Origin of the sequence: Peteryoungia aggregata LMG 23059 (assembly GCF_030814435.1) — a bacterium.
Classification (GTDB): Bacteria; Pseudomonadota; Alphaproteobacteria; order Rhizobiales; family Rhizobiaceae; genus Allorhizobium; species Allorhizobium aggregatum.
Map to the genome: position 1 here is coordinate 447,754 of NZ_JAUSUW010000002.1, position 25,641 is coordinate 473,394.

Here is a 25,641-nt window from a genome sequence, read left to right on the forward strand (position 1 = left end):
TACCCGCCATTTCCCCAACAGAAAGAAACCGGCGGCACGAAACGTGCCGCCGGTCGCTCGATCAGATTAGTTCAGGGGCGCCATCGGCGTACGAGCCTTGACGGCTGCCTGCGTTGCAGCCAGTTCCGGGTCGGAAACGAGGCCGTAGGCAGCAAGCGGACCATCCGGGCCAGCCATTTCGTCAGAAACGAAGAACTCTACGTATTCCTGGAGGCCAGGGATGACGTCGAGGTGTGCGTTCTTGACGTAGAAGTACAGCGGACGCGAAACCGGGTACTCGCCCTTGGCGATGGTTTCAACCGAAGGAACAACGCCGCCCATGGTGGCTACGCGCAGCTTGTCGGTGTTGTTCTGGTAGAACGAGAGACCGAAGACGCCGATGCCGTTCTTGTTGGCGTCAACGCGAGCGAGCGTCTCGGTGTAGTCGCCGTCGATGTCAACGGACGTGCCGTCGGTGCGCAGCGCCATGCAGCCCTTCTTCGCGGCATCCTTGTCGCCGTTGTTGGCGGTCAGGAGAGCTTCGTGGGTGCCGTTCTCTTCGCAGCCAGCTTCGATAACCTTGGTGTCGAACACTTCGCGGGTGCCGTGCTTGGTGCCCGGAATGAAAGCGAGGATCGGCTGAGCCGGCAGGTCGGCGCGGATCTCGTTCCAGTTCTTGTAAGGATTGTCAACCAGCTGGCCATCCTTGACGACCTTGGCAGCGAGAGCATTGTGCCAGTCGGCCGGGGTGAAGGCAAATTCCGGACCGGCGATGTCGGATGCGAAGACGATACCGTCGTAACCGATGCGGACTTCCTGGATGTCAGTCACGCCGTTGGTCTTGCAGAGCTCGATGTCGGACTTGCTGATGCGCGACGAAGAGTTGGCGATGTCGATGGTGTTCTCGCCCACGCCTTCGCAGAGCTTCTTACGGCCGGCGCCAGAGCCGCCCGATTCAACGACCGGGGTTCCGAAGTCGGTGTTTTCGCCGAAGGCTTCGGCAACGATAGAGGCATAAGGCAGAACCGTGGAGGAACCAGCAATCTGGATCTGGTCGCGGGCAATGGCAGCGCCGGCGAAGGCCACAGAGGCCGCCAAGGCAGCTACGGAAAGTTTCAGAGCGTTCATGATCATCTCCCAGAATGGGCTTGTGTGTCTTTGCGGCCGTTGCTGCATCTCCCGAGCAGCGGCAGGTGCGTTCTAGCGGCTCTAGGCTCACGCTTTTATGTCAGTTCAGTGAAACATTTGTGACAATTAAAATCATTGAAAAACAATTGGTTGCGAAACCGGTCCGCTTGAAGATTGCGGTTTCATGTCAGAAACGGACGGTAAACTCGCTCCCGGCACCGAGCTCGGACTTCACGATCAGGCGAGCGCGGTGGCGCGTGAGGATGTGCTTGACGATTGCAAGGCCGAGACCGGTCCCCTTTTTCGACCGGCTGTCCTCGACATTGACCCGGTAGAAGCGCTCGGTGAGGCGCGGCACATGCTCGGTCGGGATGCCCGGACCGTGGTCGCGCACGCTGACCTCCGTCGCCCCGCCCGGCTCCTGCCGCAGCGACACCTCGACCACCTTGCCGTCCTGGCCATACTTGCAGGCGTTCTCGATCAGGTTTTCGAAGACCTGCACCAGTTCGTCCCGTTCGCCCATCACCTCGATCTTCGCCTCCGGCAAATCGAGCTTGATCTCCACACCTAAATCAGCGGCGAGCGGTGCAAGACTGTCGCGCACGTGGCCGAGGATTGGCGCCAGCTCCACCTTCTGGTCAGGCGGCAGATGCGCCTTGAGCTCGAGCCGCGACAAAGACAGGAGATCGTCCACGAGACGGCTCATGCGGTTCGCCTGATCGAGCATGATGGCGAGGAAGCGATCCTTGGCCTTCGCATCGTCGCGGGCCGGGCCCTGCATGGTCTCGATGAAGCCGCGCAGCGAAGCGAGCGGTGTGCGCAGTTCGTGGCTGGCATTGGCGACGAAGTCGCTGCGCATCCGGTCCAGTCGGCGCAGTTCGGAGATATCGCGGAAGGACAGGAGGAAATAAGGCGTCGCATTCGTCTCGTCCGACAGGACGCAGGCGACGCGGACGATATAGACCCTTTCCGAGGGCAGGCGTTCGGAGTGCTCGATCTGGTTCGGTGCGCCGGTCTCGATCGTCTCACGGATCATGTCGAGGATGCCGGGCGAGCGCCAGCGCGTGGAGACATGCAAGCCGACCGCGAGGCTGCCGAACACATGGTCGGCGGCCCCGTTTTGGGCGATGAGTTCGGCCTCGGCGTTCAAGACGAAGATCGGCATGTCGATCGCATCGAGCGAGGCGAGGACCATCGGCAGCGAATCCACCGGCTGTTCGGGTGTCGCAACAACGGGAGCGGCGACCACCGGCTCCTCATCCACAGGCAATTGCCGAAAGACCACAAGAAGGAAAAGCAGGAGGAAGAGGACCACGGCATAGCCGGTAGCAGCACCGGTCGCCCATGCCCCCAGTGCCAGCGCGGCCGCCGCCAGAATATGGATCCAGGCGGAGAAAACCCGCCTCAGGTCGTTGCGCCAACCGCCGCCCTTGTCGTCTGTCATAGCGCGTCGCGCACTCCGCCTCGTCATTCTTCAAGCCTGATAGCCGCGATTCATGACAGAAGTTGCGCGGCTCTGCCATTGTACAGCTTGGATTATCCCCGCCACTTGAGAAAGGTCGCGTCGAAACAGAGACGCTTGAACTTCATTTCCGCTTGGTCTCAAGTAGCAACATCGCAAAGCGACGTCAGAACAGGGGATGAGGATGGACGCACAGACGGAGAGCCGGGCAGTTACATTGACGATCGGGGGCAAGCAGCAGATCTATGACATCGATCGTCCTGATCTGCCCGACTGGATCGAAAATCACGCCCTGAAGTCAGGCGGATTTCCCTACGAAAAGAAGCTCTCCCAGAAGGACTATGACGAGGAGCTCACGCAGCTTCAGATCGAACTCGTCAAGGTTCAGTTCTGGATGCAGAAGACCGGCGAAAGGGTGATGGCACTGCTCGAGGGGCGAGACGCAGCGGGCAAGGGCGGCGCGATCCATGCGACCCTGTCCTACATGAACCCCCGCACGGCCCGGGTTGTCGCACTCACAAAACCGACGGAAACCGAACGCGGCCAATGGTACTTCCAGCGCTATGTCTCGCATTTTCCAACGGCCGGCGAATTCGTACTGTTCGACCGCTCCTGGTACAACCGGGCCGGTGTCGAACCTGTGATGGGCTTTTGCTCGCCTGCACAATACGAAGGCTTTCTTGAGCAGGTGCCGCGCTTCGAGAAGCTGATAGAGCAGGAGGGCATCCGGTTCTTCAAGTTCTGGCTCGATACTGGCCGGGAGATGCAGCTCAAGCGCTTCCATGATCGTCGGCACGACCCGTTGAAGTGCTGGAAGCTCTCGCCGATGGACATTGCGGCGCTCGACAAGTGGGACGACTATACGAAGAAGCGCGACCGCATGCTCAAGGAAACCCACACCCAGCGGGCACCCTGGACGGTGCTGCATGCCAACGACAAGCGACGGGCCCGGCTGAACCTCATCCGGCACATGCTCCTGTCACTGGACTACGAGGGCAAGGATCCGGACAAGATTGGCAAGCTGGACAAGAAGATCATCGGCAGCGGCCCGGACTTTCTCAGCTGATCGAGACCGGCTGGTTTGCTCCAGCCGGAACCCCGCCCGTTATCACTGCCCTGGCAACACGCGGATGGCGTATAGGTTCACGCCGCGACCGCCGCCCGAAACGTCCGCATTGATCAGCAGGCGCCCCGGCGAGGACGGCGCCATACCGTTGTCGAAGGTGACACGAAACAGGGCATCGAGCTTTTGTGGGTTGACCGTGAATCGGTGGCGGGGGCAGTCCCCCATGCGCGGGAAATCGCATTCGACTGATATCTGAACCGGTTCGTCGTCGGTCGACTGCATTGTGAGGGCGATCGTCGAGGTGGTGCCGGCCATCTCGCGCAGTACCTCTGCCGGAACGGTCACCTCGACAGCGCCCGCCGCATCGCCGCTACGCGACACGATCTGTACTGCATTTCCATCGCTCGCCGTGATGATATCGACCAGGGCATTTGCGCGTGGGCGGATGGCGGAAACCTGCTGCGGCCCGAAAACATCGATCCAGTCGTCGGAAAAGCCTCCGCGGGTATCAAGCGCCTGCGGTCCGCGCGGGGTCTCGCCCGTACCGGCCTCCGGGGTGCCGGAAAAATCCTCCGCCTCGGCGCGCGGCGGCGGGTTCGGCACAGAGGTGTCGCGCTCTGCATCCGACAGAAGCAGACCCGAGGAATAGACCCACCACGCAGCGATGCCGAGTGTCGCCAGGAAGACCGACATGATCATCATCCGGGCGACGATTCCGCGGCGGCGACGCGGCGGTCGGGCGGGACGCTCGGAGCGCATGTCCGGCATCGGACCCTCATCATCGGCATGAGCATCCCGATCGGCTTGCGGCGCGATGGGCATGTCATCCTCGAAGGATGGTTCACGGGCCGGCTGTGGCGATCGGCTCGCAGGCTCGACAGAGGTGAAACCGGGTTCGACACGGCCCGCGCGGCGCTCTGCCGGCGCAGACACCATCGGTTCCGGCGCGACGCGCGGCAACGGAGCAACGGGAGGCGCAGGCACAGATGCAGGCTCAGGCTGGACTTCGAGGCGTGCGCGCTCCTCAAGCTCGATGGCATGTATCAGGGCCTCCAGCCGACGGCGCTGGTAGTTCACCGCCTCGGGATCATCAATGTTCTGCTTGCGCAGACCCGTTTCGAGGGCCTGACGGGCGGACTGGTAAACGCGGGCACGCGCTTCGGCACTTCCACGGTCCGACCGCTCGAGGGCGTTCCTGATGGCTGTTTCCAATCCGCTCATTGGCCGCCATACTCCTTTTGGGGTCGCCCCAGCCACATCGTCATCATCGTTTAGATTCGGTAAACGCTCGATTTTTCCAGCACAAGCCCGGAAGATCGCTATGGAGCGCAATAAACACAGGAATGAGGCCGGAAGTTTTGGCAATACAGAGGAACTGCGTCGGATCCCTGAGCCTGGCAGATCGGGCATGCACCCGCTTTCCTCGCGGCGAAGGATCTGATATTTGACGTTTGCGTAAACGTAAACTTCATGGGAGGTGAAGTCATGGCCCTGCCGTCGATCCTGAAAGACAATCTGAGGCTTCCCGTCGTCGCCTCGCCGCTCTTCATCATATCGCATCCGAAGCTGACGCTGGCCCAATGCAAGGCCGGCATCGTCGGCTCCTTTCCGGCGTTGAATGCCCGCCCCGAAGCGCAGCTCGACGAATGGCTTGCGGAAATCACAGAAGAGCTCGCATCGCACAACGCCAAGAACCCTGACCGCCCGGCCGCCCCCTTTGCCGTCAACCAGATCGTGCACATGTCGAACAAGCGGCTCGAGCACGACCTGATGATGTGTGTGAAGTACAAGGTGCCTGTGGTCATCTCCTCGCTCGGCGCCGTGCCGGAGGTGAATGCCGCCGTGCATTCCTATGGCGGTATCGTGCTGCATGACGTGATCAACAACCGCCACGCCAATTCGGCGATCCGCAAGGGCGCAGACGGACTGATCGCGGTTGCCACCGGCGCGGGCGGCCATGCCGGTACGCTGTCGCCCTTTGCGCTTGTTCAGGAAATCCGCGAATGGTTCGACGGTCCGCTGCTGCTGGCCGGCGCGATCGCCAATGGCGGTGCGGTGCTTGCGGCTCAGGCGATGGGCGCCGACATGGCCTATATCGGCTCGCCCTTCATCGCGACGGAAGAGGCGCGCGCCTCTGACGAATACAAGCAGGCGATCGTCGACGCCCATGCCAACGACATCGTCTATTCCAACTACTTCACCGGCATCCACGGCAATTATCTGAAGCCGTCGATCATTGCTGCCGGCATGGATCCCGACAATCTGCCGGTTGCCGATCCCTCGAAGATGGACTTCGACAAGGCGACCACAGGCGCCAAGGCCTGGAAGGATATCTGGGGCTGCGGTCAGGGCATCGGGGCCGTCAAGGCGGTCGAGCCGGTTGCAGCCGTCGTGGATCGGCTGGAGCGCGAGTATTTAGACGCAAAAAAGGCGATTTGCGGCTGAAGCCACCCCTGCTAGCGTCCCCGCAGAATCGTTTTGCGGGGACCTCGTCATGCGCCTACCTGTTCTGAGCCTCACATTTGCCGCGCTCGTCGGCAGCACGCTTTCCACGCTTGCCGGAGACGGCGCCTCGAGGGATTTCAAGTCCTGGCAGGTTCTGTGCAGCCAGGCACTCTCCTGCACCATGCGACAGTTCAACGCCGGTCGCGAGATCGGACATTTTGAGTTGCAGCGGTCTGGCGGTCCGGATGCCCCGGCAACGCTGGTCGTTTATGCCGGTGCTTCAGTCCTCGATGAGGGGAGCGGCGATTTCAGCGCGACCCTGACGGTCGATGGTGGCCAGCCGATTGCGATTTCCGCCGCCGACATCACGCTTGAGCCCGGCGGCTGGGCCTTGCGGCTGTCCGGCGATTTCATCGGGAACGGCTTCATCACATCGCTGAAGAACGGTACGGCCCTCAGGGTCGTGATCACCCGGGGTGCGACCTCGGTTGAAGGCGAGATCGGCCTTGAGGGTGCGGCCGCCAGCCTGCTCTTTGTCGATGAGTATCAGAAACGCATCGGTCACACCGATGCCTGGGTTTCCCCTGGCGAAAAGGTTCCAAACCCAGCCCCGCCCGTCCGCGACCTCAGTCGTTTTGCCGATTTCCCGGACCGTCTGAGCCCGCGTTTTGCGGCGGGCGGCGAATGTGCCGACACCGAGGAGAGCATGCTGGATGGCAATGCGCTTGCTCACCAACTCGCAGACGAACAGACCCTCTACGTCACGCCCTGCGGCCTCGGCGGCGCTTACAACATGGCCTATGCCGTCTTCCTCGACAGCTATGGCACGGTCAGCTCGCTCGGCTTCCCGACCATGCTGGACGGCGCACCGAGTGCCGCCGCCTCTGCCTTCAACCTCAGCTATGACTACGAGACAAGGACCTTCTCGGCCTTCTTCAAGGGCCGCGGTGTTGGCGATTGCGGGACGGTCAGTAAATGGACGCTGAAGGAAGGCTTTACAGGCCCGCAACTCGTTCTCATCCAGGAAGAGTACAGGGACTGCCCCGATCAGATCGACGAAAACGCGGACTTTGAGATCGCAGACTGGCCAAAGACCTGGCCGCTCAAGTAACGCCGAACCCTGCAGGCGGCCGCGGAATTTTTCCCCGGCCGCCGAAATGCGTCTTGAAATCAGCAGGCAATCCCTGTATCAGCCCCTCACCAAACGCGGCAGGGATATTCCTTGTCCAGCGTAGGCCGCTTTAGCTCAGGTGGTAGAGCACATCATTCGTAATGATGGGGTCGCAGGTTCGAGTCCTGCAAGCGGCACCATTTTCCAACCAAGTTTCATCAAGCTCCCCTTCCCCCTCAGGGCTTTCTGTGCCAAGAGCGCCGTCGGGCGCGAGTGCCGTAAACTTTAGTACGGGCTCGGGCGGGTTGATTGACGTCTCTCCTGCTGCAGCGCGATTACGCTGCCGTCCACTTTCAAAGTCCTCCGCATGCTGCGCATGAAAAAGGGCCCCGCATTGCGAGGCCCTTCGATCGTCACTGGATGACCGGAGCGGTCAGATCCAGTAGGGCGGGACGCCATAGTAGTCGTAGACCGAGCGACCGTTGTTCCGGTACCAGTCCTCACTGTCGTCCTTGTAGCGAGGTGCGGCCTCCACCTGTTCCTTGGTGAGATCGATGCGATAGCCATCGAGGCTTTCGTCATAGGTCAGCTTTTCCCAGGGGAGCGGGTAATAGTCGTCGCCGATGCCCCAGAAGCCGCCAAAGCTCAGGACCGCATAGGCGACGCGGCCGCCGCGCTTTTCAAGAATGATGCGCTGGATCGAGCCGATGCGCTCGCCGTCGAGGCCGTAGACGACTGTACCTTCTACCTTGTCGCTGGCAATCAGGCTCGCCGTGTCCTTGACATAGGGATCCTGGCCGGTGGTGGCACGATTTTCCTGTCGCATTCGTCATTCTCCTTCTGTTGTTCATCGATGGGAGCTTAACGGTGGGGCTGCGTCATGGTTCCCCCTCAACAGGCATCAGGCATCAGGCATCAGGCATCAGGCATCAGGCATCAGGCATCAGGCATCAGGCATCAGGCATCGACGCAATTGTTGACGTTTACGTCAAGGTTATATAGCGTCCGGGCACTTGCACTGCCGATGTGAAAGCATAAGCTTTCGGGACCTGAGGAGGAACCTGCCCCGGAAGGGCGTGCACAGCAGACAAATGATTTCGGGAGGACTACATGACGGAAACTCTGAGCCGCCTCAGCGGCCGCGCCGCCGAGAAGATATGGGTCAATTCCTACCCGGCCGCCGTGCCGGCCGAGATCGCGCCGCATGCCCATGCATCGCTCGGCGCGCTTTTCGAGGCGAGCTGCGCGAAATTCGCCGATCGCCTCGCCTTCTCCAGCATGGGCCGCGGCATGACCTTCCGCGAGCTTGAGCAGCAATCGCGCAAGGTCGGCGCATGGCTGCAGGCGAAGGGACTGGTGAAGGGTGACCGCGTCGCCGTGATGACGCCGAACATCCTGCAGAACCCGGTGAGCGTCTACGGTATCCTTCGGGCCGGCATGACCGTGGTCAACGTCAACCCGCTCTACACGCCGCGCGAACTGGAACACCAGCTCAAGGATTCCGGCGCCAAGGCGATCATCGTGCTCGAAAATTTCGCCCACACGGTCGAACAGGTGGTGGCCCGCACAGACGTGAAGCATGTGGTGGTCTGCGCCATGGGCGACATGCTCGGCTTGAAGGGCCACATCGTCAATCTCGTGGTGCGCAAGGTGAAGAAGCTCGTACCCGCATGGTCGATCCCGGGCCACACGGGCTTCAGGGCGATGCTGGCCGAAGGCGAGAAGCTGTCGCTGAAGCCGGTCGACGTGGTGTCGAGTGATGTCGCCTTCCTGCAGTATACCGGCGGCACGACCGGCGTTTCAAAGGGCGCGACCCTGACGCATGCCAATCTGCTTGCCAACAAGCAGCAGATCGCGCTGTGGCTCGAAGCCGCCTTCGCAGGGCATTCGAAGCCCGATGTGTTGAACTTCGTCTGCGCGCTGCCGCTCTACCACATCTTTGCGCTGACGGTGAATTCGCTGATGGGCGTGGCGCTTGGCGGCCATAACCTCCTGATTGCCAATCCGCGTGATATCCCGGCCTTTATCAAGGAGCTGCAGAGCTTCAAGGCGCATGTCTTCCCGGGTCTCAACACGCTGTTCAACGCGATGATGAACAACCCGGAATTCAAGAAGATCGACTTCTCCTCGCTGATGCTGGTGCTCGGCGGCGGCATGGCGATCCAGCGGCCGGTGGCCGAGCGCTGGCTGGAGATGACGGGTCGTCCGATCACTGAGGGTTACGGTCTGTCCGAGACGTCGCCGGTTGCCACTGTCAATCGTCTCGACACCCGTGAATTCTCCGGCATGATCGGCCTGCCCCTGCCTTCGACGGATATCGAGATCCGCGACGAGGACGGCAACACGCTGCCGGTCGGCGAAGTGGGCGAAATCTGCATCCGTGGCCCGCAGGTCATGGCCGGCTATTGGCAGCGCCCGGAAGAGACGGCCAAGGTGATGAGCGCCGATGGCTTCTTCCGCTCCGGCGACATGGGCCTGATGGACGAGCGCGGCTATGTGAAGATCGTCGACCGCAAGAAGGACATGATCCTCGTTTCCGGCTTCAACGTCTATCCGAACGAGATCGAGGAAGTCGCCGTGATGCATGCCGGCGTCTTGGAATGCGCCGCTGTCGGCGTGCCGGACGAGCATTCGGGCGAGGCGGTAAAGCTCTTCGTGGTGAAGAAGGACGAGAACCTCACCATCGACGAGCTGAAGGCCCATTGCGCCGCCAACCTCACCAACTACAAGCGGCCGCGCTATATCGAGTTCCGCACTGAGCTGCCGAAAACCAATGTCGGCAAGATCCTGCGGCGCGAGTTGCGCGACGGAAAATAAATCGATTTAAATTTGGGGAGGCTCTAGCCTCCCCTTCGTCTTGATCCCGTCTCAAGTCGCTAATAAGGTCCCCGACATCATCGTCGAACCAGGGACATTCCGATGCAATCCATCATCGACACACTGACGAGCACGGTCGCCGCCACCCATGCCGAGGATCTGCGCGCAGCCTTTGCCGCCGATCCGCAGCGTTTCAGCCGCTTTTCCGCCTCGCTCGACGACCTGTTGATGGATTATTCCAAATGCGCCGTGAATGACGAGGTGCTCGATCAGCTCGAGCAGCTGCTGGTGACGGCTGGCGTCGCCGAAAAGCGTGACGAAATGTTTTCGGGCGCGCCGATCAACTTCACCGAAGGCCGCGCCGTGCTGCACACCGCGCTGCGCAACCGCTCCAACCGCCCCGTCATCGTTGATGGCCGTGACGTCATGCCTGACGTGAACGGCGTTCTCGACGCCATGGGCAAGTTTGTCGATGGCATTCGCTCCGGCGAGATGAAGGGCGCGACAGGCAAGGCCATCACCGATGTCGTTAATATCGGCATTGGCGGCTCGGATCTGGGTCCCGTGATGGCCACGCTGGCGCTCTCGCCCTTCCATGACGGCCCGCGCCTGCATTTCGTCTCCAATATCGACGGCGCGCATATCGCCGACACGCTGAAGACGCTCCATGCTGAGACCACGCTGTTCATCGTGGCGTCCAAGACCTTTACCACCATCGAGACGATGACCAATGCCCAGACGGCGCGCGCCTTCATCGCCGATGCGCTGGGGGAAGCCGCCGTTGGCCACCATTTCTGCGCTGTGTCGACCGCCCTCGACAAGGTCGCCGCCTTCGGTATCGATCAAGCCCGCGTCTTCGGCTTCTGGGACTGGGTCGGCGGACGTTACTCGATCTGGTCGGCGATCGGCCTGCCGCTGATGATCGCGATCGGCCCAGACAATTTCGGCGATTTCCTCGCTGGCGGCCATGCAATGGATGAGCATTTCCGCAAGGCGCCCTTCCGGCAGAACCTGCCGATGCTGCTCGGCGCGCTCGGCGTCTATCACCGCAACGTTTTGAACTACGCGACCCGCGCAATCCTGCCCTATGACCAGCGCCTGTCGCGCTTCCCGGCCTATCTGCAGCAGCTCGACATGGAATCGAACGGCAAGAGCGTGACGATCGACGGCAAGCCGGTCCAGGGGGCCTCCGGCCCCGTCGTCTGGGGCGAACCCGGCACCAATGGCCAGCACGCCTTCTATCAGCTGATCCACCAGGGCACGAGCGTCATCCCGGCCGAGTTCCTGATCGCCGCCAATGGCTTCGAGCCGGAGCTGCGCCACCAGCACGAACTGCTGATCGCCAATTGCCTGGCCCAGTCGGAAGCGCTGATGAAGGGCCGTACCCTTGCGGAAGCGAAGAGCCAGCTGACGGCGAAGGGTGTGCCGGACGAAGAAGCCGATTTCCTCGCCCCGCACCGCGTCTTCTCCGGCAACCGCCCGTCGATCACCTTCGTCTATGAGCAGCTGACCCCGTTTACGCTGGGACGCCTGATCGCGCTCTACGAACACCGCGTCTTCGTCGAAGGCGTAATCTTCCGGATCAATTCGTTTGACCAGTGGGGCGTGGAGCTCGGCAAGGAACTGGCGACGGGGCTCTTGCCGGTGGTGCAGGGGAAAGTGGCGGCGACCGGGCATGACAGCTCGACGGCGGGATTGGTGTCGGCGCTGGCAGAACGGAAGATGGGGTGAGGAGCGCCTGTAATCGGGCAGTTTGCTTGATGACGCCTCCGAATTGATATACGTTGTGCTGGAAGTATATCTTCGGAGTCCACCATGCAGATCGCCAAATGGGGCAATAGCCTTGCGGTGCGCCTCCCCGCCAGCGTGGTCGAAGCGCTGAATCTAAAGGAAGGCGATGATATCGAAATTCGCGCCGCAAACTGGCGCGAGTTCGATGTAGCGCGCAAACCCACGCCTGAGGATCTTCTAGAGCGCCTTCGAGCCTTCCGGGGCCGGTTGCCGGCTGATTTCAAATTCGACCGGGATGAGGCGAATGGGCGGTAGGTTCCTCGATACGAACCTGCTGCTTTACCTCGCCTCCGGCGATGCCCAGAAAGCCGATCGGGCGGAGGCCGTCCTTGGCCAAGGCGGCACGATCAGCGTTCAGGTGCTCAACGAAATCGCCAATGTGCTGCGCCGGAAGATCCAGATGTCCTGGTCGGACACCCATGTGTTTCTCGACATGATCCGGGCCTTGCTGACAGTCGAACCGGTCACGCAGGCGACACACGAAACAGGACTTCGGGTCTCCGAGCGCTACGGCCTTTCCATCTATGATGCGATGATCGTTGCCGCCGCACTTCTGGCCGAGTGCGACACATTGATCTCAGAAGACATGCAGGACGGCCTTGTCATCGATAACCGCCTGCGCATCGTCAATCCGTTCGGCCAAGCGTGAAGGCGGGAGGATTGAAGCTGGCGGAAGGTGAGGGGATCTCGCCTCCCTCACCTCAAAACCTGATCTCAGCCGCCGTCGGCGGGTTGCCCGCTGCCCGCGATACGGAGGACCTCCGAGAACTGCAATGACCACAATGCGAATGACTGCTTTTGGCGCATAGTTGCCGATACGGCAGTCAATCTGAAGAGAGGTCAGTTGTCAGGCTGTCCCGTTCTCAGCCTCCAAATCTGCAAGAGTAAGTGGCCGGAACTTGAGGATCAGCTTAGGGCCGTCGTAAAGATCAATTTCTTCGACAGAGTCATGCAGCTGCACGATGCGATAGAAGTGTAATTCTGCAGGCTGCGGTCTCGTGGTGAGCACCCCATCTGGATCCGGCAAAACGACCTCGCAGGTTGCAAAGCCTTCGATTCCCTGCGCCAGAGGTCGCAAGTGGTTCTTATAGTCCCAAGGGGTCCCTTCCACACGGAACACGCTACCCAAAATCTTCATGGCGACAAGATGCATCGAGCTTGATCCGTTTGCAGTCACACCGTGGGAATTGAAATGCGTCCATCCCTGCACTTCGGCAATGGCGGCGAAAGTGCGGGCAATGCCTAATCTCAGATTTTGGCGATCAATACATCCTCACCTTCGATTTTATATGATCGAGTAAAACTGATGCTTGAGGAAAAGCAGTTCCATTCCACCACAACAGCTAGGCAGTGTTTGCTTAACTCCAGCATAAGGATCTCCCCATCTGGTGCCACCATCAACTCACCATCATTCGGCTCACCGTCAACCAGAATACTTGAAACGGAGGAAACGCTCAGTTTTACCCGAGCCCTGACCCCATTGATTAAGACATCGTCAAGGCACAAATCGATATAGGGGCCTCGCCTGATAAAGGCTGATACCGTCGATTCGTGAAATGAAATGCCTGCCGCCGCCCCATCAGACACGGTCTCCGCACAGTTTCCACCCATTTCAGCCGCGCCTTCTGAATGGCTCGTGACCCCACCCCAAAAGCTCATTGGGTATCACAGTCGCTATACCTCGATCCGATCGTCGCCAACGTCGCAGGTTTGACCCAAGCCGCTGCACCGTGACAGCCGCAGCCTTCGCATCAACTTCTACCGCCACCGGCACGGAAAAAGTTAAGAAGTACTAGGCCGTCCCCGGCTCGCCTAGAACTCAGAACCCAATCTCCGCCGCCGTCGGCGGATTGGCCCCTGCCCGCGAGACGGTGACGGCTGCCGCCTTCGCGCCAACCGTCAGCGCCTGGCGCACCGCCTCTTCCGACAGCGTCGCGACCTTCTCCTTGGTCAGCAGGCCCTGACGCTTCAGGGAAGCCAGAATGCCCGCGTCAAAGGTGTCGCCGGCGCCGACGGTGTCGACCACGTCGACCTTGTTGGAGGGCACCGAGACCTTGAAGCCAGCGGTATAGGCGGTCGCCCCTTCCGCGCCCTTGGTCAGCACCACGAGCTTGGCGCCACGCGTCAGCCAGTAGGCGGCGCGTTCGTCCTGGCTGCCTGACAGGTCGAACCAGTCGAGGTCTTCGTCGGAGAATTTCAGGATGTCGGACATGTCGGCCATGCGGGCGATGCGGGCCTGGTGTGCTGCTTTGTCCTTGATGAAACCCGGGCGGATGTTCGGGTCGAGCGAGATCACTCGGGTCTTGTGCTCGCGGGTCATCAGCGCCTCATAGGTCGAGCCGCAGGGTTCCGGTATCAGGCTGATCGCGCCGAAATGCAGGGCCTCGCAGCTGTCATCGAGCTTGGGCAGATCGGCTTCGGTGATCATCCGGCCTGCCGTGTTCTCGTCATAGAAGGCATAGGATGCCTGGCCGTTGGTGAGCTTGACCAGCGCGATCGTGCAGGGACGCGAAAGCGTGGCGCAATAGCTGTAATCGACGCCAGAGGATTTCAGCGCGTCGCGCAGGATGTCCCCCAGCATGTCGTCGGAGAGGCCGGTGAAAAAGCCGGTGTCGATGCCGAGGCGCCCGAGCGCAATCGCCGTGTTGAAGATCGCGCCGCCGGCATAGGGCGAAAAGGCCCGCTCGCCGAGCGTGGTTTCGCGTGGCAACATGTCGATCAGCGCTTCGCCGCAACACAGGATCATCTCGACCTCCCAGACATCAGTTTCAATCGATTTAAACCAAGTCGCGCCGGATTTCCAGTGCGACCGTGAGCATTTGCTCAGGCGAGCGACGAAACTCCGCCGTTGCGACCCGACCATTCCAGCGGCGCATCGAGGAAGGCCTCGACTTCCGACAGGGTCTTCTCGTCGAACAGCTTTTGCTCGCGGGCGACGGCCAGGACGTTCCGCCAGGTGGCGATGTAATGCAGCTTCACCTTGCCGTCATCGAAGCGCTGCTGGGCTTCGGGGAAGATGCCATAGAAGAACAGAGCGATGCCATGGTCGACCATGCCGCCAGCAGCCCTGATCGCATCGATGAACTTGAACATGCTGCCGCCAGCCGTGGTCAGATCCTCGATGACGAGCACGCGCGCACCTTCCGGCATATGGCCTTCGATCTGGGCATTGCGGCCATGGCCCTTGGGGGCCTTGCGCACATAGATCATCGGCAGGCCCAGGCGATCGGCGAGCAGTGCAGCAAAGGGGATACCCGCCGTCTCGCCGCCGGCGATGCAGTCAAACTGCTCGAAGCCGGCATTGCGCATGAGTGTCGCTGCGGCGAAATCCATGACGGCGGAGCGCACGCGCGGATAGGAGAGGAGCTTGCGGCAGTCGATATAGACGGGGCTGCGCATACCAGACGAGAGCTTGTAGGGCTCGGCCGCATTGAAATGCACCGCCTTGATCTCCCAGAGCATCTTCGCCACGAGTTCTGCCATCACGGCGGGGTCGGTGAAGGGGGTCTGGATCATGGCGCGCTCCTGTCAGATATGGCTCAAAGCGCAATAGCAGCAAGCGATGCGACCCGCCAGATGGCACGGCATTGGAACAATGCCGCCTCGACAGATCTTTACGGCTCGCCACCCACGAAGGACCATTTCCCATGGACAACGCCCTCATCATCCAGCCGCTCGTCGCGCTGATCGCCGGCATCCTAATCCTGATCATGCCGCGCCTGCTCAACTATGTCGTCGCGATCTATCTCATCGTCATCGGCGTGCTTGGCCTCTGGCCGCAACTCGGCTCGCTCGGGACCTGAGGAATGCCCGACGATCGGCGAAAATGACGGGAAGATGGACACGAGGTTACCGGGAATTCACTCGGTTTTTCTCAATACATATGATTATCTTTATGTATCAAGAAGCCATCCTGAAAGGAAACCCAATGCGCCCCTCCCTCCTCCTTCTCGCCAGCCTCGTTGTGGCGACGCCGGCACTGATGCAACCGGCCTCCGCTGCGGATCTACCGCCAGCCACCCGTGACGCGCTCTTCATGGCCTTGGCCGACGAGCATAATGCAGAGGCCTTCTACGCGGCCGTCATGGAGAAATTCGGCGAGGTTCGCCCGTTCAGCAACATTATCGTCGCCGAGCAGCATCACGCAGAGCTACTCCGACAGGTCATGAAAACCTACGGCCTTGAAGCGGGCAGCAATCCCAATCTCGGATCGGACGCGATGCGCGCCGCCGTGCCGGAGACCCTGGCCGAGGCCTGCGCCATGGGCGTGGAGGCCGAGATTGCCAACCGCGACTTGTACGGCAAGACCCTGCTGCCGGCTGCTGTCGGCCATGACGACATCACTGCGGTCTTCATTGCGCTGCGCGACGCCTCGGAGAACAAGCATCTTCCCGCATTCCAGCGCTGTGGCGGCGAAAACGGCGCTGCCGGTCACGGGCAGGGAAAGGGCCATGGAAACGGCCAGGGCATGGGGAGCGGCATGGGGAGCGGCATGGGTCACAGCCAGCCCTGACGTCCCGTTCCGTCCCGAAAGACGCGGCCTGACGCAATATCCGGAACGAGGGCCCCGCAGACAATCGGCGGGGCCAGGCGCGTCAGGCGACGTCCCAATGCAGAGGGAATTTCGGATCAAACACGGTCACCGGACCTGCACCGGTGAAGATCTTGACCGGAAATTCGACCGGCGCCTCTCGCTTGACGAGCGTGATGGTCTCCTCGTTTGCCGGCAGGCCATACCAGGCCGGGCCGTTCAGAGAGGTGAAGGCTTCCAGCTTGTTCAGCGCATTCTCCTGTTCGAAGACATGGGCAAGGCAACTCATGGTGTTGATCGAGGTGTAGATGCCGGCGCAGCCGCAGGCACATTCCTTCAGCGGGTCGACATGCGGCGCGCTGTCGGTGCCTAGGAAGAACCTGGCATCGCCGGAGACCGCCGCCTTGCGCAGCGCCTGGCGATGGTTCTCGCGCTTGGCGACAGGAAGGCAGTAGTAATGCGGCTGGATGCCGCCGACGAGAATGTCGTTGCGGTTGATGATCAGGTGATGGGTGGTGATCGAGCCGGCAAGATTGCGCTCGGCGGAGCGGATATACTGGATGCCGTCCTCGGTTGTCACGTGCTCCATGGTCACCTTCAGCTCCGGCAGGCGACGGCGCAGCGGGTCGAGAACCGTGTCGATGAAGACCTTTTCGCGGTCGAAGATGTCGACCTCGGGCGTCGTCACCTCGCCATGCACGCAGAGCGGCAGGCCGACCTTGGCCATGCGCTCGAGCACGGGCATGGCCTTTTCCATGTCGCGCACGCCGCCATGGGAATTGGTCGTGGCACCGGCCGGATAAAGCTTCACCGCCGTGATCAGACCTGAGCGTTTGCCCTCTTCCACGTCATTGGGATTGGTGTGCTCGGTGAGATAGAGCGTCATCAGCGGCTCGAAGCGGTCGCCTGATGGAACCGCCTTCAGGATCCGCTCGCGATAGGCGCGCGCGTCCTCTGTCGTCACCACTGGCGGCACGAGGTTCGGCATGATGATCGCGCGGGCAAAGTGCCGGCTGGTGTCGCCGATCACGCCCTCCAGCATGGCGCCATCGCGCAGATGAAGGTGCCAGTCGTCGGGGCGGCGGATTGTGAGGGATGACATGGGGCGAGCCTCCGGCTTGACGAGAACTCGCCGCCCTTAGCATGTCCATCCCGCAGGATCAAAGGATCAGGCGACCCGTTCGTTCGCCGAAACGACCGTCTTCTCCGCCTCTTCCGCCTGTTCGCGACGATCCTGCTCCATGATCGCCTGGATGCGCGGCAGCGCGCGTTCGAAGGCCGCCACGCAATCCGGATCGAACTGGGTGCCGGCACGGCCCAGGATGTGCTCGACGGTACGCTCGAAGCTCCAGGCCGGCTTGTAGGGGCGCTCGGTGGTCAGGGCATCAAAGTTGTCGGCTATGCAGACGATGCGGCCGGAGATCGGGATCGCGGTCCCGACCAGGCGGTTCGGGTAGCCCTGCCCGTCCCAACGCTCGTGGTGGCTGGCGGCGATCTCGGAAGCGAGCTGCAGCAGCGAGGAATGCGAACGACCGAGAATGTCACTGCCGATTTCGGCATGCGCCTGCATCTGACGATACTCCGCCTCCGTCAGGCGACCCTGCTTCAACAGAACGGTGTCGGGCATGGCGACCTTGCCAATGTCGTGCATCGGGGCTGCCAGACGAATGTCGTGGCAGAGCTGCTGCGACAGGCCGAGCTCGATGGCGATGGCTTCGGAATAGGATGCCACGCGCAGCGTGTGGCGCGCCGTTTCCGGATCCTTGTAACCTGCCGCCAGCGTCAGCCGGTGGATAATCTCCTGCTCGCGTTCACGCAGCTCGCCCACAGCACGCTCGACCTCGCGGCGCAGCCATTCGGCCTGGTCGGCCAGCTGGCGACGCGCGCGCGCAAGGCTGACGATGTTCTGCACGCGCGCCTGGAACTCGACCGGGTTCACCGGCTTGGTGAGAAAGTCGATCGCACCGGCGTTAAGAGCCGCCATGCGGGTCGTCATGTCCTTGTCGGCGGTGACGAAGATGACGGGGACCTCGGCATATTTGTCGAAGCGGACGATCTCGGTATAGAGCTCGACGCCATTATAGACCGGCATCTGGTAATCGATGATGGCAATATCAAAATCGAGCTCCGGCAGGGCCGAGAGCACGGCGTCGGGGCTGGCGAAGGGCAGTGCCTCGCAATTGTCGAGCTTGCCGACGAGCTTCGTCAGGAGCTTCAGATTGGTGCTGTTGTCGTCCACCAACAAAATACGCATGAACGCCTCCTTGCTTCTCAGGCAACCAGTTTGAATTTGAGAGCGAGGATTTCCTCGCCGAGCATTTCGATATCTGCAGGTGCCGGTGTCTGGCTGCGCAGGGCGTGAGCCTTCACGGCGAGATCGTTGAGACCGACATTGGAGGCGGCCCCCTTGATCGTGTGCAGCACGCGGTCGATCTTGTCCGGGTCGTTGCGGCGGAGCGCCTCGTTCAGTTCGTCCAGCAGGCTGGTCGCGTCGTCGAAGAAGGATTCGACCAGTTCCTGGAAGACCTCCTCGCCCAGCGCTTCGACGAGTTCAGCATGACGGGCCTCGTCCAGCCCCTCGATGCCAAGGCCCGGCAGAGCCTGAAGCGGCATGCCATCCAGATCGAGTTCAGGCAATTCCAGCTTCTGCGGGGCTGTCGTCGTTGCCGGTGTCGGCGCGGTCTCGCGAGCCGAAGACGTGGCGTGAGCAATCATCTTTCGCAATCTTTCCAATGTGACTGGCTTGGATTCAAAACCCTTCATGCCAGCGTCGAGGCAGCGGCGACGGTCATCGTCTGAGGCGTTGGCCGTCATCGCGATGATCGGCACCTCCGCCGAGGGACCGCCTTCGGCGATGATCCGCTTCGTCGCTTCAATGCCGTCCATCACCGGCATCTGCATGTCCATCAGGATCAGATCGAAGGCCTGGCCGCGGGAGATCGAAACCGCTTCGGCGCCGTCATTGGCAATCTCGACATCCTGACCGAGACGCGCGAGAAAACGGGTGGCGACGATCTGGTTCACCTTGTTGTCTTCCACCAGCAGGATGCGGCAGCGTGGCAGCGTCTCTTCGGCGACAACCTTGGCAGCGAGACCGCTGGCTTCCTCACGGCTCACCGGAACGACACCCAGTTCAAACCAGAAGATGGAGCCCACGCCGACGGTACTGCTCATGCCGAGCTCGCCGCCGAGCTTCTCGACGATCTGCTTGCAGATGGTGAGCCCGAGGCCCGTGCCGCCATAGCGCCGGCTGATCGAGGCATCGACCTGGGAGAAGGGCTTGAACAGCTTGTCGAGCCCGGCCTCATCGATGCCTATACCGGTATCTTCCACCTCAAAGCGGATCATCAGCTTGCCTTCGCGGTAGAAGTCGCGCAGGCGCAGGGTCACGGTGCCCTGATGCGTGAACTTGGCGGCGTTGGACAGCAGATTGAGCAGAACCTGGCGCAGGCGCGTCGGGTCGGTCTTGACGTATAGGGCCTGGAGCGAGTCCGGCAGGTCGAGGATCACGGTGTTCCCGTGGTCGTCCGCGCGACCTCTGATGATGCTGACGGTGCTTTCGGCCAGCGCACAGACGTCGAAGGCTCGCTCCTCCAGTTCCAGCTTGCCGTGCTCGATCTTGGAGAAATCAAGGATCTCGTTGATGATCTCCAGCAATGCCTCACCGGAAGACCGGATCGTCTTGACGCTGGACAGCGCATCATCCGGCAACTCGGAAAGCTCCAGGAGTTCGGACATACCGAGGATCGCGTTGAGCGGCGTGCGGATCTCATGCCCCATAGTCGCCATGAACTGCGACTTGGCCCGGTTGCCGCCATCGGCCGCCTCATAAGCCTCGCTCAGCTGCGTCGCCATCACCTGGAGTTCGTGGCTCGATTGGCGGACCGAGCGGAGCTGGCGGTTGAGGGTCACGACCAGAAAGACCACCGAAACCATCAGCAGGCTCAGCATCACCGTGGAGGTGCGCTCGAGGTCGAGGATCGTCGAGCGGCTTTCCGCACGCTCGTGGCTCACGCGGGTGTTGGTATAAAGCAAGAAGTCTTCGGCTGCCCGGCTCATGGGAACAAGGGACGTCTCGAACCGCTCAAGTTGTTCAGCTGCCGGCGGCGTGCCTGCAGCATAGGCATCGAACATCGGCTGTGCTGCCTGGACGGCTTCGGTGATTCCATCGATATAGCTGCGGATCTTCTCGTCCCCGGAGAAATAGGCGCCGAATTTCGCCTGATCGAGAATCGCCGTCCGGGAATAGAGAATGTCGTAACGCAGGGCCAGCTCATCGAGCATCTGCGGGTTCTGTTCGCCACGGCGCACATTTGCCATGCTGTGGCTGAGCTGGCGCACTTCCCGATCCAGCTGGTAAACCGACCAGAGCGAGTTCTCACGCACGCCATCTTCCATGATACGATACTGGCGTGCGATATCGACAAAGAGAACCAGAAGGACGAGCAGGAGCACAGCAGACACGGTCTGCAGGACAAAGGCAACCGTGCCTCCGCCTGCAAATTTCCGCGCTGTTGCTCCCGTCAATGTCACTGACCGACCTCGATTTCCTTGATCTGCCAGACCGAGCGCGAAAAGTACTTCTCATTGTATAGGTCGGCATCGAGATCGAAGGGATAGACCAGCATCAGCGGGCCCTTGTCGCGAACCGACATCAGCTTGCCGTCAAGCTTCGTGGCCAGGATGGTATCGAGCTTGGCGTCTTCCGCCGGCACGTCAGCGGCGTAGTCGTTCAGGGCACGGACCTTGAGGCTCGTGCCGGTCGCACCGACCGCAGCCAGGACTTCGCGCAGCAGCGGGCCTTCAAAGGTCACTCTACCCTCAGTCCACGGCGTTTCCATTTCGCCCTTTCGGCCCGTCAGCTTTTCCAGCATGGCCATGTCGAACTGGGCAGTGTCGCCGGCATTGGTGTTGGAGATCTTGCCCTTGACGGTCAGGATCACAGGTCCTGTGGGGGCATCGAGAGCGAGCGCACACGTGGCGGAAACGACGCTCGCGAGGAGCGCAACGAGAATGCTCTTCATGGCTTTCGTCCCTTTCTCAGGCAGAGCGAAGTTCAGGATGGACCGCAGTCGACCCGAGATGGTCGGCCAGCAGCTTGCGGAACGCGACGGCTTCGACCGGCTTGTGCAGGAAGTCCGTCACCCCGGCCGCCTTCGCTTCTTCGCGCAGCCGCGGCTCGTCATCGGCCGTTACCATGACGACCGGTACGTCGCTGTAGCGATCCATCAGGCGTACGGCCTTGACGAACTGAATCCCGGACATACCAGGCAGCATGTGATCAACGATCAGCATTTCGAAGTTTTCGGCATGACACAGCATGAGTGCCGTGTTTCCGTCACCGGCGACCTTGATCTCTTCGACCGTCACCTTTTTCGCGAGATGCTTGATGATCATCGCGTTGGTCGGATTGTCTTCGACAATCAAAATGGCCATTTCACTCCCCCTTTCAACACGCCGCTCAAGGCTTCGAGGCGCCCTGTCAGCACGGCGGGTGCTGCGTTAACCTTTCATGGAGGAGTTGTATCAGGGGGAGGCTGAAATTGGCTGAACCAAACCGGTACAATTTTAGCGATGATGCATTTAATTAGAACTTAATAATTTTCGGAGGTCCGACTACACCCCGAAGAAGGCACATTCAGAGCAGGTCGAAGGTGAAATCGGCAGTGCGGCTGCGCTCGATGACCAGCCTGCCATTGGGCAGGTCGTTGCCTTCGACTTTCGCTTCAATCTGTGCCGGAGTGAGACCATAATGGGTCCAGCGTGCCTGCAGCCGGCGTTCCAGTTCGGCGATCGGCGGGGAGACCATGACGGTGAGATCGAAGAGATCCGAGAGGCCTGCCCACCTGCCCTGATCGAGCAGCAGGTAATTGCCTTCTGCAATGACGATGCGGTCGTCCGGCGTGATGCAGCGGGCGGCGGAGATCGCCAATTCGCGGGCACGGTCGAAGACAGGCACGAAGACCTCGCCGCCAGACTTGACTGCGCGCAGCAGGTCTGCAAGGCCGCGCACATCGAAGGTGTGGGGAGCGCCTTTGCGTGCGAGATCGCCTCGCTCTTCGAGGATTGCGTTGTCGAGATGGAAGCCGTCCATCGGCAGGACGGCGCTGCGCAGTCCCCTGTCTGCGAGGAGCGCGTGCAGGCGATCGGCCAGTGTCGACTTGCCGGCGCCGGGAGGGCCGGCCACGGCGACGAGCAGACGGGCGCTGCCATGCGCCCGCCTTTCGATTTCCGAGAGCAGGTCGTCGAGAGCAGGGCTCATGCGGCCTGCCCGACCTCGGGCGCCGGGCGTGCGCCGGTCATGAAGGCGACGGCATCCGACATGGTATAGTCCTTCGGATTGATGACGCAGAGGCGCTTTCCGAGACGGTGGACATGGATGCGATCCGCCACCTCGAAAACATGCGGCATGTTGTGGCTGATCAGAACGATCGGCAGACCGCGCGAGCGAACGTCGAGGATCAGCTCTAGAACCTTGCGGCTTTCCTTGACACCCAGTGCCGCCGTCGGCTCATCGAGGATGATGACCTTCGAGCCGAAGGCCGCTGCACGGGCAACGGCAACGCCCTGGCGCTGACCACCCGACAGTGTCTCGACTGCCTGGTTGATGTTCTGGATGGTCATCAGGCCGAGCTCGGAGAGCTTGTCGCGGGCGATCTTCTCCATCGCCGGACGGTCAAGCTTGCGGAAGAGGCTGCCCATGACGCCCGGCTTGCGAAGCTCGCGGCCAAGGAACATGTTGTCTGCGATCGACAGCGCCGGCGACAGCGCGAGGTTCTGATAGACAGTCTCGATTCCGGCCTTTCGGGCCTCGATCGGCGAGCGGAAGTTGATCGGCTTGCCTTCGAGACGGATCTCGCCCTCATCCGGTGTGACAGCGCCCGAGATCGCCTTGATCAGAGAGGACTTGCCGGCACCGTTGTCACCGATGACCGCGAGGATCTCGCCCGGATAGAGGTCGAAGTCGGCATTGTCGAGGGCGGTAACCCGGCCGTAACGCTTGACCAGACCGCGGGCGGTGAGAATGGGTTCCTGGGTCATCAGCCTGCTACCTTTCTGATCCACTGGTCGACTGCAACGGCAGCGATGATGAGCACACCAATCAAGAGATAGGTCCATTGCGGATCCGTGCCGATCAGGCGCAGACCAAGCTGGAACACGCCGACGATCAAGGCGCCGAAGATCATGCCGAGGATCGAACCGCGCCCGCCGAAGAGGGAGATGCCGCCGATCACCACGGCCGTGATCGATTCAATGTTCGCAAACTGTCCGGCTGTCGGCGATACCGAGCCGATACGGCCAATCAGGACCCAACCGGCAAAGGCACAGATCAGACCCGAGAGCGTGTAGACGGAGACCAGCATGCGCTTGACGTTCACGCCGGCGAGTTCTGCCGCGTCCGGGTCATCGCCGACGGCATAGACGTGGCGGCCCCAGGCGGTGTGGTTGAGCACGTACCAGAGGATGGCCACCAGCAGCACCATGGCGACAACGCCATAGGTCAGCACGGCGCCACCAAGGCGGAGGTTTTCACCGAAGAATTTCAGGATCGGCGCATTGGCGTCGATGTCCTGGCTGCGGATCGTCTCATTGGCGGAATAGAGAAAATTGGTGGCGAGCACGATCTGCCACATGCCCAGCGTGACGATGAAGGGCGGCAGCTTCATGCGCGAGACGAGCAGGCCATTGATGAAACCGCAGAACGCGCCGACACCCAGGCCACAAAAAACCGCCAGTTCGGGCGGCAGGCCATATCGAAAGGCGAACTGGCCCATGACAACCGAGGACAGGACCATGATCGCGCCAACCGACAGGTCGATGCCCGCCGTCAGGATGACCAGTGTCTGCGCCGCACCGACGATACCAACGATCGCGACCTGCTGCAGGATGAGGGTCAGGGTGAAGGCGGAGAAGAACTTGCCGCCAAGAATGAGGCCGAATGCGGCGATCGACGCGACAAGGACGATCAGGGCCACGGCGGCCGGATTGGAATGAAGGAAATGCTGAAAGCGCTCCAACAGCGTGCGCTCGTGGCGGTCGAAAGAGGCGACCTGCGTGGAGCTCGACGACAGGACTTTCTCAAATTCCTGCGGAGTGCGCGTTTCGGGATTGGCCGGCTGCATGGGTCATCCTCCCTGCCGTTTGTCTCAAATTTTTACATGAAGGATACGCCCGGCCTGCCGCCGCGCAAGGCCGGGCGTTGCGCCTACCGGCAGGAGACAAGCTCCCGCCGGCGTTTCAGTTCAGGCGCAGGAGGCTCAGATCAACCCCAGCACTTGTTCATGCCTTCGGTGGTGTCGATCGACTCGACGCCAGCAGCCGGCTTGTCGGTGACGAGGGCAACGCCCGTGTCGAAGAAGTTCTTGCCTTCGGTAGCAGCCGGCTTTTCACCGGTGTCGGCAAACTTCTTGATGGCCTCGATGCCGAGAGCCGCCATCAGCAGCGGATACTGCTGGGACGTTGCACCGATGACGCCGTCCTTGACGTTCTTGACACCCGGGCAACCGCCGTCAACCGACACGATCAGGACGTCACCTTCCTTGCCAACGGCCTTCAGAGCTTCATAGGCACCGGCAGCGGCCGGCTCATTGATGGTGTGGACGACGTTGATGGACGGGTCCTTCTGGAGAAGGTTTTCCATGGCGGTGCGGCCGCCTTCTTCGTTGCCGTTGGTGATGTCGTGGCCGACGATGCGCGGATCGGTTTCGTCGCCGATCTTGTTGATGTCAGCAACGTCGATGCCGAAGCCCTTCATGAAGCCCTGGTTACGCAGGACGTCGACCGACGGCTGCGATGGGGTCAGGTTGAGGAAGGCGATCTTGGCGTCCTTGGCAGCGTCGCCGAGCGAGGCTGCAGCCCACTTGCCGATCAGCTCGCCGGCGAGAAGGTTGTCGGTGGCAAAGGTCATGTCGGCGGAGTCGATCGGCTCCAGGGGCGTGTCGAGGGCGATGACGAGCACGCCAGCATCGCGGGCCTTCTGGACGGCTGGAACGATACCCTTGGTGTCGGATGCGGTGAGCAGGATGCCCTTTGCACCGTCGGCGATGCAGGTTTCGATGGCAGCAACCTGGCTTTCCGAGTCACCGTCAACCTTGCCGGCATAGGCCTTCAGGGTCACGCCGAGTTCAGCGGCCTTGGCGGTCGCGCCTTCCTTCATCTTGACGAAGAAGGGGTTGGTGTCGGTCTTGGTGATGAGGCAGGCGGAAACGTCGGCTGCCTGTACCGGCGCGGCGAAAACAACGCCGAGGGCAAGGGTCGACAGGGCAGCAGTGATCAGAGACTTTTTCAATTTGGTATCCTCCCGAATGGTG

26 protein-coding genes and 1 tRNA gene are annotated in these 25,641 nt (G+C 61.4%); 10 read left to right on the top strand and 17 right to left on the bottom strand.

Going from position 1 to position 25,641, the window contains the following annotated elements; translation table 11 throughout:
• Window positions 1-66: 66 nt before the first annotated feature.
• Window positions 67-1,107, bottom strand: a complete 1,041-nt coding sequence (locus J2045_RS04985) for a substrate-binding domain-containing protein (protein ID WP_307370020.1) — start codon at window positions 1,105-1,107, stop codon at window positions 67-69.
• A gap of 187 nt (window positions 1,108-1,294) precedes the next feature.
• Window positions 1,295-2,551, bottom strand: coding sequence for a phosphate regulon sensor histidine kinase PhoR (phoR, locus tag J2045_RS04990; protein ID WP_307370022.1), 1,257 nt, complete (start codon window positions 2,549-2,551; stop codon window positions 1,295-1,297).
• A 202-nt stretch (window positions 2,552-2,753) separates the two neighbouring features.
• On the opposite strand from phoR, the gene ppk2 reads away from it, so the two are divergent.
• Complete coding sequence (gene ppk2, locus J2045_RS04995; protein ID WP_307370024.1) at window positions 2,754-3,635, top strand: polyphosphate kinase 2; 882 nt, start codon at window positions 2,754-2,756, stop codon at window positions 3,633-3,635.
• Window positions 3,636-3,677: 42 nt separating this feature from the next.
• On the opposite strand, the gene J2045_RS05000 is transcribed toward ppk2, so the two are convergent.
• A complete protein-coding gene (locus tag J2045_RS05000; protein ID WP_307370026.1) occupies window positions 3,678-4,856 on the bottom strand; it encodes a hypothetical protein in 1,179 nt (392 codons plus the stop codon).
• Between the two features lie 264 nt (window positions 4,857-5,120).
• Here J2045_RS05000 and J2045_RS05005 point away from each other — a divergent pair, with 264 nt between their 5' ends.
• From J2045_RS05005 to J2045_RS05015, 3 genes are all read left to right on the top strand, one after another.
• Window positions 5,121-6,080 carry an NAD(P)H-dependent flavin oxidoreductase gene (locus J2045_RS05005; protein ID WP_307370027.1) on the top strand — a complete coding sequence of 320 codons (960 nt, stop codon included), beginning with the start codon at window positions 5,121-5,123 and terminating at the stop codon, window positions 6,078-6,080.
• Window positions 6,081-6,129: 49 nt separating this feature from the next.
• Window positions 6,130-7,191, top strand: coding sequence for a DUF1176 domain-containing protein (locus tag J2045_RS05010; RefSeq protein ID WP_307370029.1), 1,062 nt, complete (start codon window positions 6,130-6,132; stop codon window positions 7,189-7,191).
• A gap of 124 nt (window positions 7,192-7,315) precedes the next feature.
• Window positions 7,316-7,391: transfer RNA gene (locus J2045_RS05015), tRNA-Thr, on the top strand.
• Between the two features lie 233 nt (window positions 7,392-7,624).
• Here the strand turns inward: J2045_RS05015 and J2045_RS05020 are convergent.
• Entirely contained in the window at window positions 7,625-8,017 is a 393-nt protein-coding gene (locus J2045_RS05020) for a PRC-barrel domain-containing protein (protein ID WP_307370031.1), read from the bottom strand.
• A gap of 284 nt (window positions 8,018-8,301) precedes the next feature.
• Between J2045_RS05020 and J2045_RS05025 the strand changes: the two genes are divergently transcribed.
• From J2045_RS05025 to J2045_RS05040, 4 genes are all read left to right on the top strand, one after another.
• Window positions 8,302-10,008, top strand: coding sequence for a long-chain fatty acid--CoA ligase (locus tag J2045_RS05025; RefSeq protein ID WP_307370032.1), 1,707 nt, complete (start codon window positions 8,302-8,304; stop codon window positions 10,006-10,008).
• Between the two features lie 102 nt (window positions 10,009-10,110).
• Window positions 10,111-11,739, top strand: coding sequence for a glucose-6-phosphate isomerase (pgi, locus tag J2045_RS05030; RefSeq protein ID WP_307370034.1), 1,629 nt, complete (start codon window positions 10,111-10,113; stop codon window positions 11,737-11,739).
• A gap of 84 nt (window positions 11,740-11,823) precedes the next feature.
• A complete protein-coding gene (locus J2045_RS05035) occupies window positions 11,824-12,054 on the top strand; it encodes an AbrB/MazE/SpoVT family DNA-binding domain-containing protein (RefSeq protein WP_307370036.1) in 231 nt (76 codons plus the stop codon).
• Window positions 12,044-12,448 carry a PIN domain-containing protein gene (locus J2045_RS05040; protein WP_307370038.1) on the top strand — a complete coding sequence of 135 codons (405 nt, stop codon included), beginning with the start codon at window positions 12,044-12,046 and terminating at the stop codon, window positions 12,446-12,448. The genes J2045_RS05035 and J2045_RS05040 overlap by 11 nt, the downstream gene beginning before the upstream one ends.
• A gap of 198 nt (window positions 12,449-12,646) precedes the next feature.
• On the opposite strand, the gene J2045_RS05045 is transcribed toward J2045_RS05040, so the two are convergent.
• The 4 genes from J2045_RS05045 to J2045_RS05060 form a co-directional block, all read right to left on the bottom strand.
• Window positions 12,647-12,952: a hypothetical protein gene (locus J2045_RS05045; protein ID WP_307370041.1), complete on the bottom strand. Its 306-nt coding sequence runs from the start codon at window positions 12,950-12,952 to the stop codon at window positions 12,647-12,649.
• A 95-nt stretch (window positions 12,953-13,047) separates the two neighbouring features.
• Window positions 13,048-13,458 (bottom strand): hypothetical protein, encoded by a 411-nt coding sequence (locus tag J2045_RS05050; RefSeq protein WP_307370043.1) that lies wholly within the window; start codon window positions 13,456-13,458, stop codon window positions 13,048-13,050.
• A gap of 160 nt (window positions 13,459-13,618) precedes the next feature.
• Window positions 13,619-14,545 carry a carbohydrate kinase family protein gene (locus J2045_RS05055; protein ID WP_307370045.1) on the bottom strand — a complete coding sequence of 309 codons (927 nt, stop codon included), beginning with the start codon at window positions 14,543-14,545 and terminating at the stop codon, window positions 13,619-13,621.
• 77 nt (window positions 14,546-14,622) lie between these two features.
• Window positions 14,623-15,315 (bottom strand): orotate phosphoribosyltransferase, encoded by a 693-nt coding sequence (locus J2045_RS05060; RefSeq protein WP_307370047.1) that lies wholly within the window; start codon window positions 15,313-15,315, stop codon window positions 14,623-14,625.
• Window positions 15,316-15,446: 131 nt separating this feature from the next.
• On the opposite strand from J2045_RS05060, the gene J2045_RS05065 reads away from it, so the two are divergent.
• Together J2045_RS05065 and J2045_RS05070 are read left to right on the top strand one after the other, a co-directional pair.
• Window positions 15,447-15,602 (top strand): DUF3096 domain-containing protein, encoded by a 156-nt coding sequence (locus J2045_RS05065; RefSeq protein WP_307370049.1) that lies wholly within the window; start codon window positions 15,447-15,449, stop codon window positions 15,600-15,602.
• A gap of 125 nt (window positions 15,603-15,727) precedes the next feature.
• Window positions 15,728-16,312, top strand: coding sequence for a ferritin-like domain-containing protein (locus J2045_RS05070; protein ID WP_307370051.1), 585 nt, complete (start codon window positions 15,728-15,730; stop codon window positions 16,310-16,312).
• A gap of 82 nt (window positions 16,313-16,394) precedes the next feature.
• On the opposite strand, the gene pyrC is transcribed toward J2045_RS05070, so the two are convergent.
• From pyrC to J2045_RS05115, 9 genes are all read right to left on the bottom strand, one after another.
• Window positions 16,395-17,432 carry a dihydroorotase gene (gene pyrC, locus J2045_RS05075; RefSeq protein ID WP_307370053.1) on the bottom strand — a complete coding sequence of 346 codons (1,038 nt, stop codon included), beginning with the start codon at window positions 17,430-17,432 and terminating at the stop codon, window positions 16,395-16,397.
• A gap of 66 nt (window positions 17,433-17,498) precedes the next feature.
• Window positions 17,499-18,584, bottom strand: coding sequence for an HD domain-containing phosphohydrolase (locus tag J2045_RS05080; RefSeq protein WP_166601723.1), 1,086 nt, complete (start codon window positions 18,582-18,584; stop codon window positions 17,499-17,501).
• A 17-nt stretch (window positions 18,585-18,601) separates the two neighbouring features.
• Window positions 18,602-20,794: an ATP-binding protein gene (locus tag J2045_RS05085; RefSeq protein WP_307370055.1), complete on the bottom strand. Its 2,193-nt coding sequence runs from the start codon at window positions 20,792-20,794 to the stop codon at window positions 18,602-18,604.
• 65 nt (window positions 20,795-20,859) lie between these two features.
• Window positions 20,860-21,354: a putative pterin-binding protein gene (locus J2045_RS05090; RefSeq protein ID WP_307370057.1), complete on the bottom strand. Its 495-nt coding sequence runs from the start codon at window positions 21,352-21,354 to the stop codon at window positions 20,860-20,862.
• 16 nt (window positions 21,355-21,370) lie between these two features.
• A complete protein-coding gene (locus J2045_RS05095; protein ID WP_166601721.1) occupies window positions 21,371-21,766 on the bottom strand; it encodes a response regulator in 396 nt (131 codons plus the stop codon).
• 202 nt (window positions 21,767-21,968) lie between these two features.
• Entirely contained in the window at window positions 21,969-22,592 is a 624-nt protein-coding gene (locus J2045_RS05100; RefSeq protein WP_307370060.1) for a nucleoside triphosphate hydrolase, read from the bottom strand.
• Window positions 22,589-23,371, bottom strand: coding sequence for an ATP-binding cassette domain-containing protein (locus J2045_RS05105; RefSeq protein WP_166601719.1), 783 nt, complete (start codon window positions 23,369-23,371; stop codon window positions 22,589-22,591). The genes J2045_RS05100 and J2045_RS05105 overlap by 4 nt, the downstream gene beginning before the upstream one ends.
• Window positions 23,371-24,453, bottom strand: coding sequence for an ABC transporter permease (locus J2045_RS05110; protein ID WP_307370063.1), 1,083 nt, complete (start codon window positions 24,451-24,453; stop codon window positions 23,371-23,373). The genes J2045_RS05105 and J2045_RS05110 overlap by 1 nt, the downstream gene beginning before the upstream one ends.
• A gap of 140 nt (window positions 24,454-24,593) precedes the next feature.
• A complete protein-coding gene (locus J2045_RS05115; RefSeq protein WP_307370111.1) occupies window positions 24,594-25,619 on the bottom strand; it encodes a sugar ABC transporter substrate-binding protein in 1,026 nt (341 codons plus the stop codon).
• Window positions 25,620-25,641 lie beyond the last annotated feature (22 nt).

What these genes read in the sequence shown, in the direction of transcription:
- J2045_RS04985 (WP_307370020.1), bottom strand. Translation starts at nt 1,107, where the DNA reads ATGAACGCTCTGAAACTTTCCGTAGCTGCCTTGGCGGCCTCTGTGGCC.
- phoR (WP_307370022.1), bottom strand. Translation starts at nt 2,551, where the DNA reads ATGACAGACGACAAGGGCGGCGGTTGGCGCAACGACCTGAGGCGGGTT.
- ppk2 (WP_307370024.1), top strand. Translation starts at nt 2,754, where the DNA reads ATGGACGCACAGACGGAGAGCCGGGCAGTTACATTGACGATCGGGGGC.
- J2045_RS05000 (WP_307370026.1), bottom strand. Translation starts at nt 4,856, where the DNA reads ATGAGCGGATTGGAAACAGCCATCAGGAACGCCCTCGAGCGGTCGGAC.
- J2045_RS05005 (WP_307370027.1), top strand. Translation starts at nt 5,121, where the DNA reads ATGGCCCTGCCGTCGATCCTGAAAGACAATCTGAGGCTTCCCGTCGTC.
- J2045_RS05010 (WP_307370029.1), top strand. Translation starts at nt 6,130, where the DNA reads ATGCGCCTACCTGTTCTGAGCCTCACATTTGCCGCGCTCGTCGGCAGC.
- J2045_RS05020 (WP_307370031.1), bottom strand. Translation starts at nt 8,017, where the DNA reads ATGCGACAGGAAAATCGTGCCACCACCGGCCAGGATCCCTATGTCAAG.
- J2045_RS05025 (WP_307370032.1), top strand. Translation starts at nt 8,302, where the DNA reads ATGACGGAAACTCTGAGCCGCCTCAGCGGCCGCGCCGCCGAGAAGATA.
- pgi (WP_307370034.1), top strand. Translation starts at nt 10,111, where the DNA reads ATGCAATCCATCATCGACACACTGACGAGCACGGTCGCCGCCACCCAT.
- J2045_RS05035 (WP_307370036.1), top strand. Translation starts at nt 11,824, where the DNA reads ATGCAGATCGCCAAATGGGGCAATAGCCTTGCGGTGCGCCTCCCCGCC.
- J2045_RS05040 (WP_307370038.1), top strand. Translation starts at nt 12,044, where the DNA reads ATGGGCGGTAGGTTCCTCGATACGAACCTGCTGCTTTACCTCGCCTCC.
- J2045_RS05045 (WP_307370041.1), bottom strand. Translation starts at nt 12,952, where the DNA reads ATGCATCTTGTCGCCATGAAGATTTTGGGTAGCGTGTTCCGTGTGGAA.
- J2045_RS05050 (WP_307370043.1), bottom strand. Translation starts at nt 13,458, where the DNA reads ATGAGCTTTTGGGGTGGGGTCACGAGCCATTCAGAAGGCGCGGCTGAA.
- J2045_RS05055 (WP_307370045.1), bottom strand. Translation starts at nt 14,545, where the DNA reads ATGATCCTGTGTTGCGGCGAAGCGCTGATCGACATGTTGCCACGCGAA.
- J2045_RS05060 (WP_307370047.1), bottom strand. Translation starts at nt 15,315, where the DNA reads ATGATCCAGACCCCCTTCACCGACCCCGCCGTGATGGCAGAACTCGTG.
- J2045_RS05065 (WP_307370049.1), top strand. Translation starts at nt 15,447, where the DNA reads ATGGACAACGCCCTCATCATCCAGCCGCTCGTCGCGCTGATCGCCGGC.
- J2045_RS05070 (WP_307370051.1), top strand. Translation starts at nt 15,728, where the DNA reads ATGCGCCCCTCCCTCCTCCTTCTCGCCAGCCTCGTTGTGGCGACGCCG.
- pyrC (WP_307370053.1), bottom strand. Translation starts at nt 17,432, where the DNA reads ATGTCATCCCTCACAATCCGCCGCCCCGACGACTGGCACCTTCATCTG.
- J2045_RS05080 (WP_166601723.1), bottom strand. Translation starts at nt 18,584, where the DNA reads ATGCGTATTTTGTTGGTGGACGACAACAGCACCAATCTGAAGCTCCTG.
- J2045_RS05090 (WP_307370057.1), bottom strand. Translation starts at nt 21,354, where the DNA reads ATGAAGAGCATTCTCGTTGCGCTCCTCGCGAGCGTCGTTTCCGCCACG.
- J2045_RS05095 (WP_166601721.1), bottom strand. Translation starts at nt 21,766, where the DNA reads ATGGCCATTTTGATTGTCGAAGACAATCCGACCAACGCGATGATCATC.
- J2045_RS05100 (WP_307370060.1), bottom strand. Translation starts at nt 22,592, where the DNA reads ATGAGCCCTGCTCTCGACGACCTGCTCTCGGAAATCGAAAGGCGGGCG.
- J2045_RS05105 (WP_166601719.1), bottom strand. Translation starts at nt 23,371, where the DNA reads ATGACCCAGGAACCCATTCTCACCGCCCGCGGTCTGGTCAAGCGTTAC.
- J2045_RS05110 (WP_307370063.1), bottom strand. Translation starts at nt 24,453, where the DNA reads ATGCAGCCGGCCAATCCCGAAACGCGCACTCCGCAGGAATTTGAGAAA.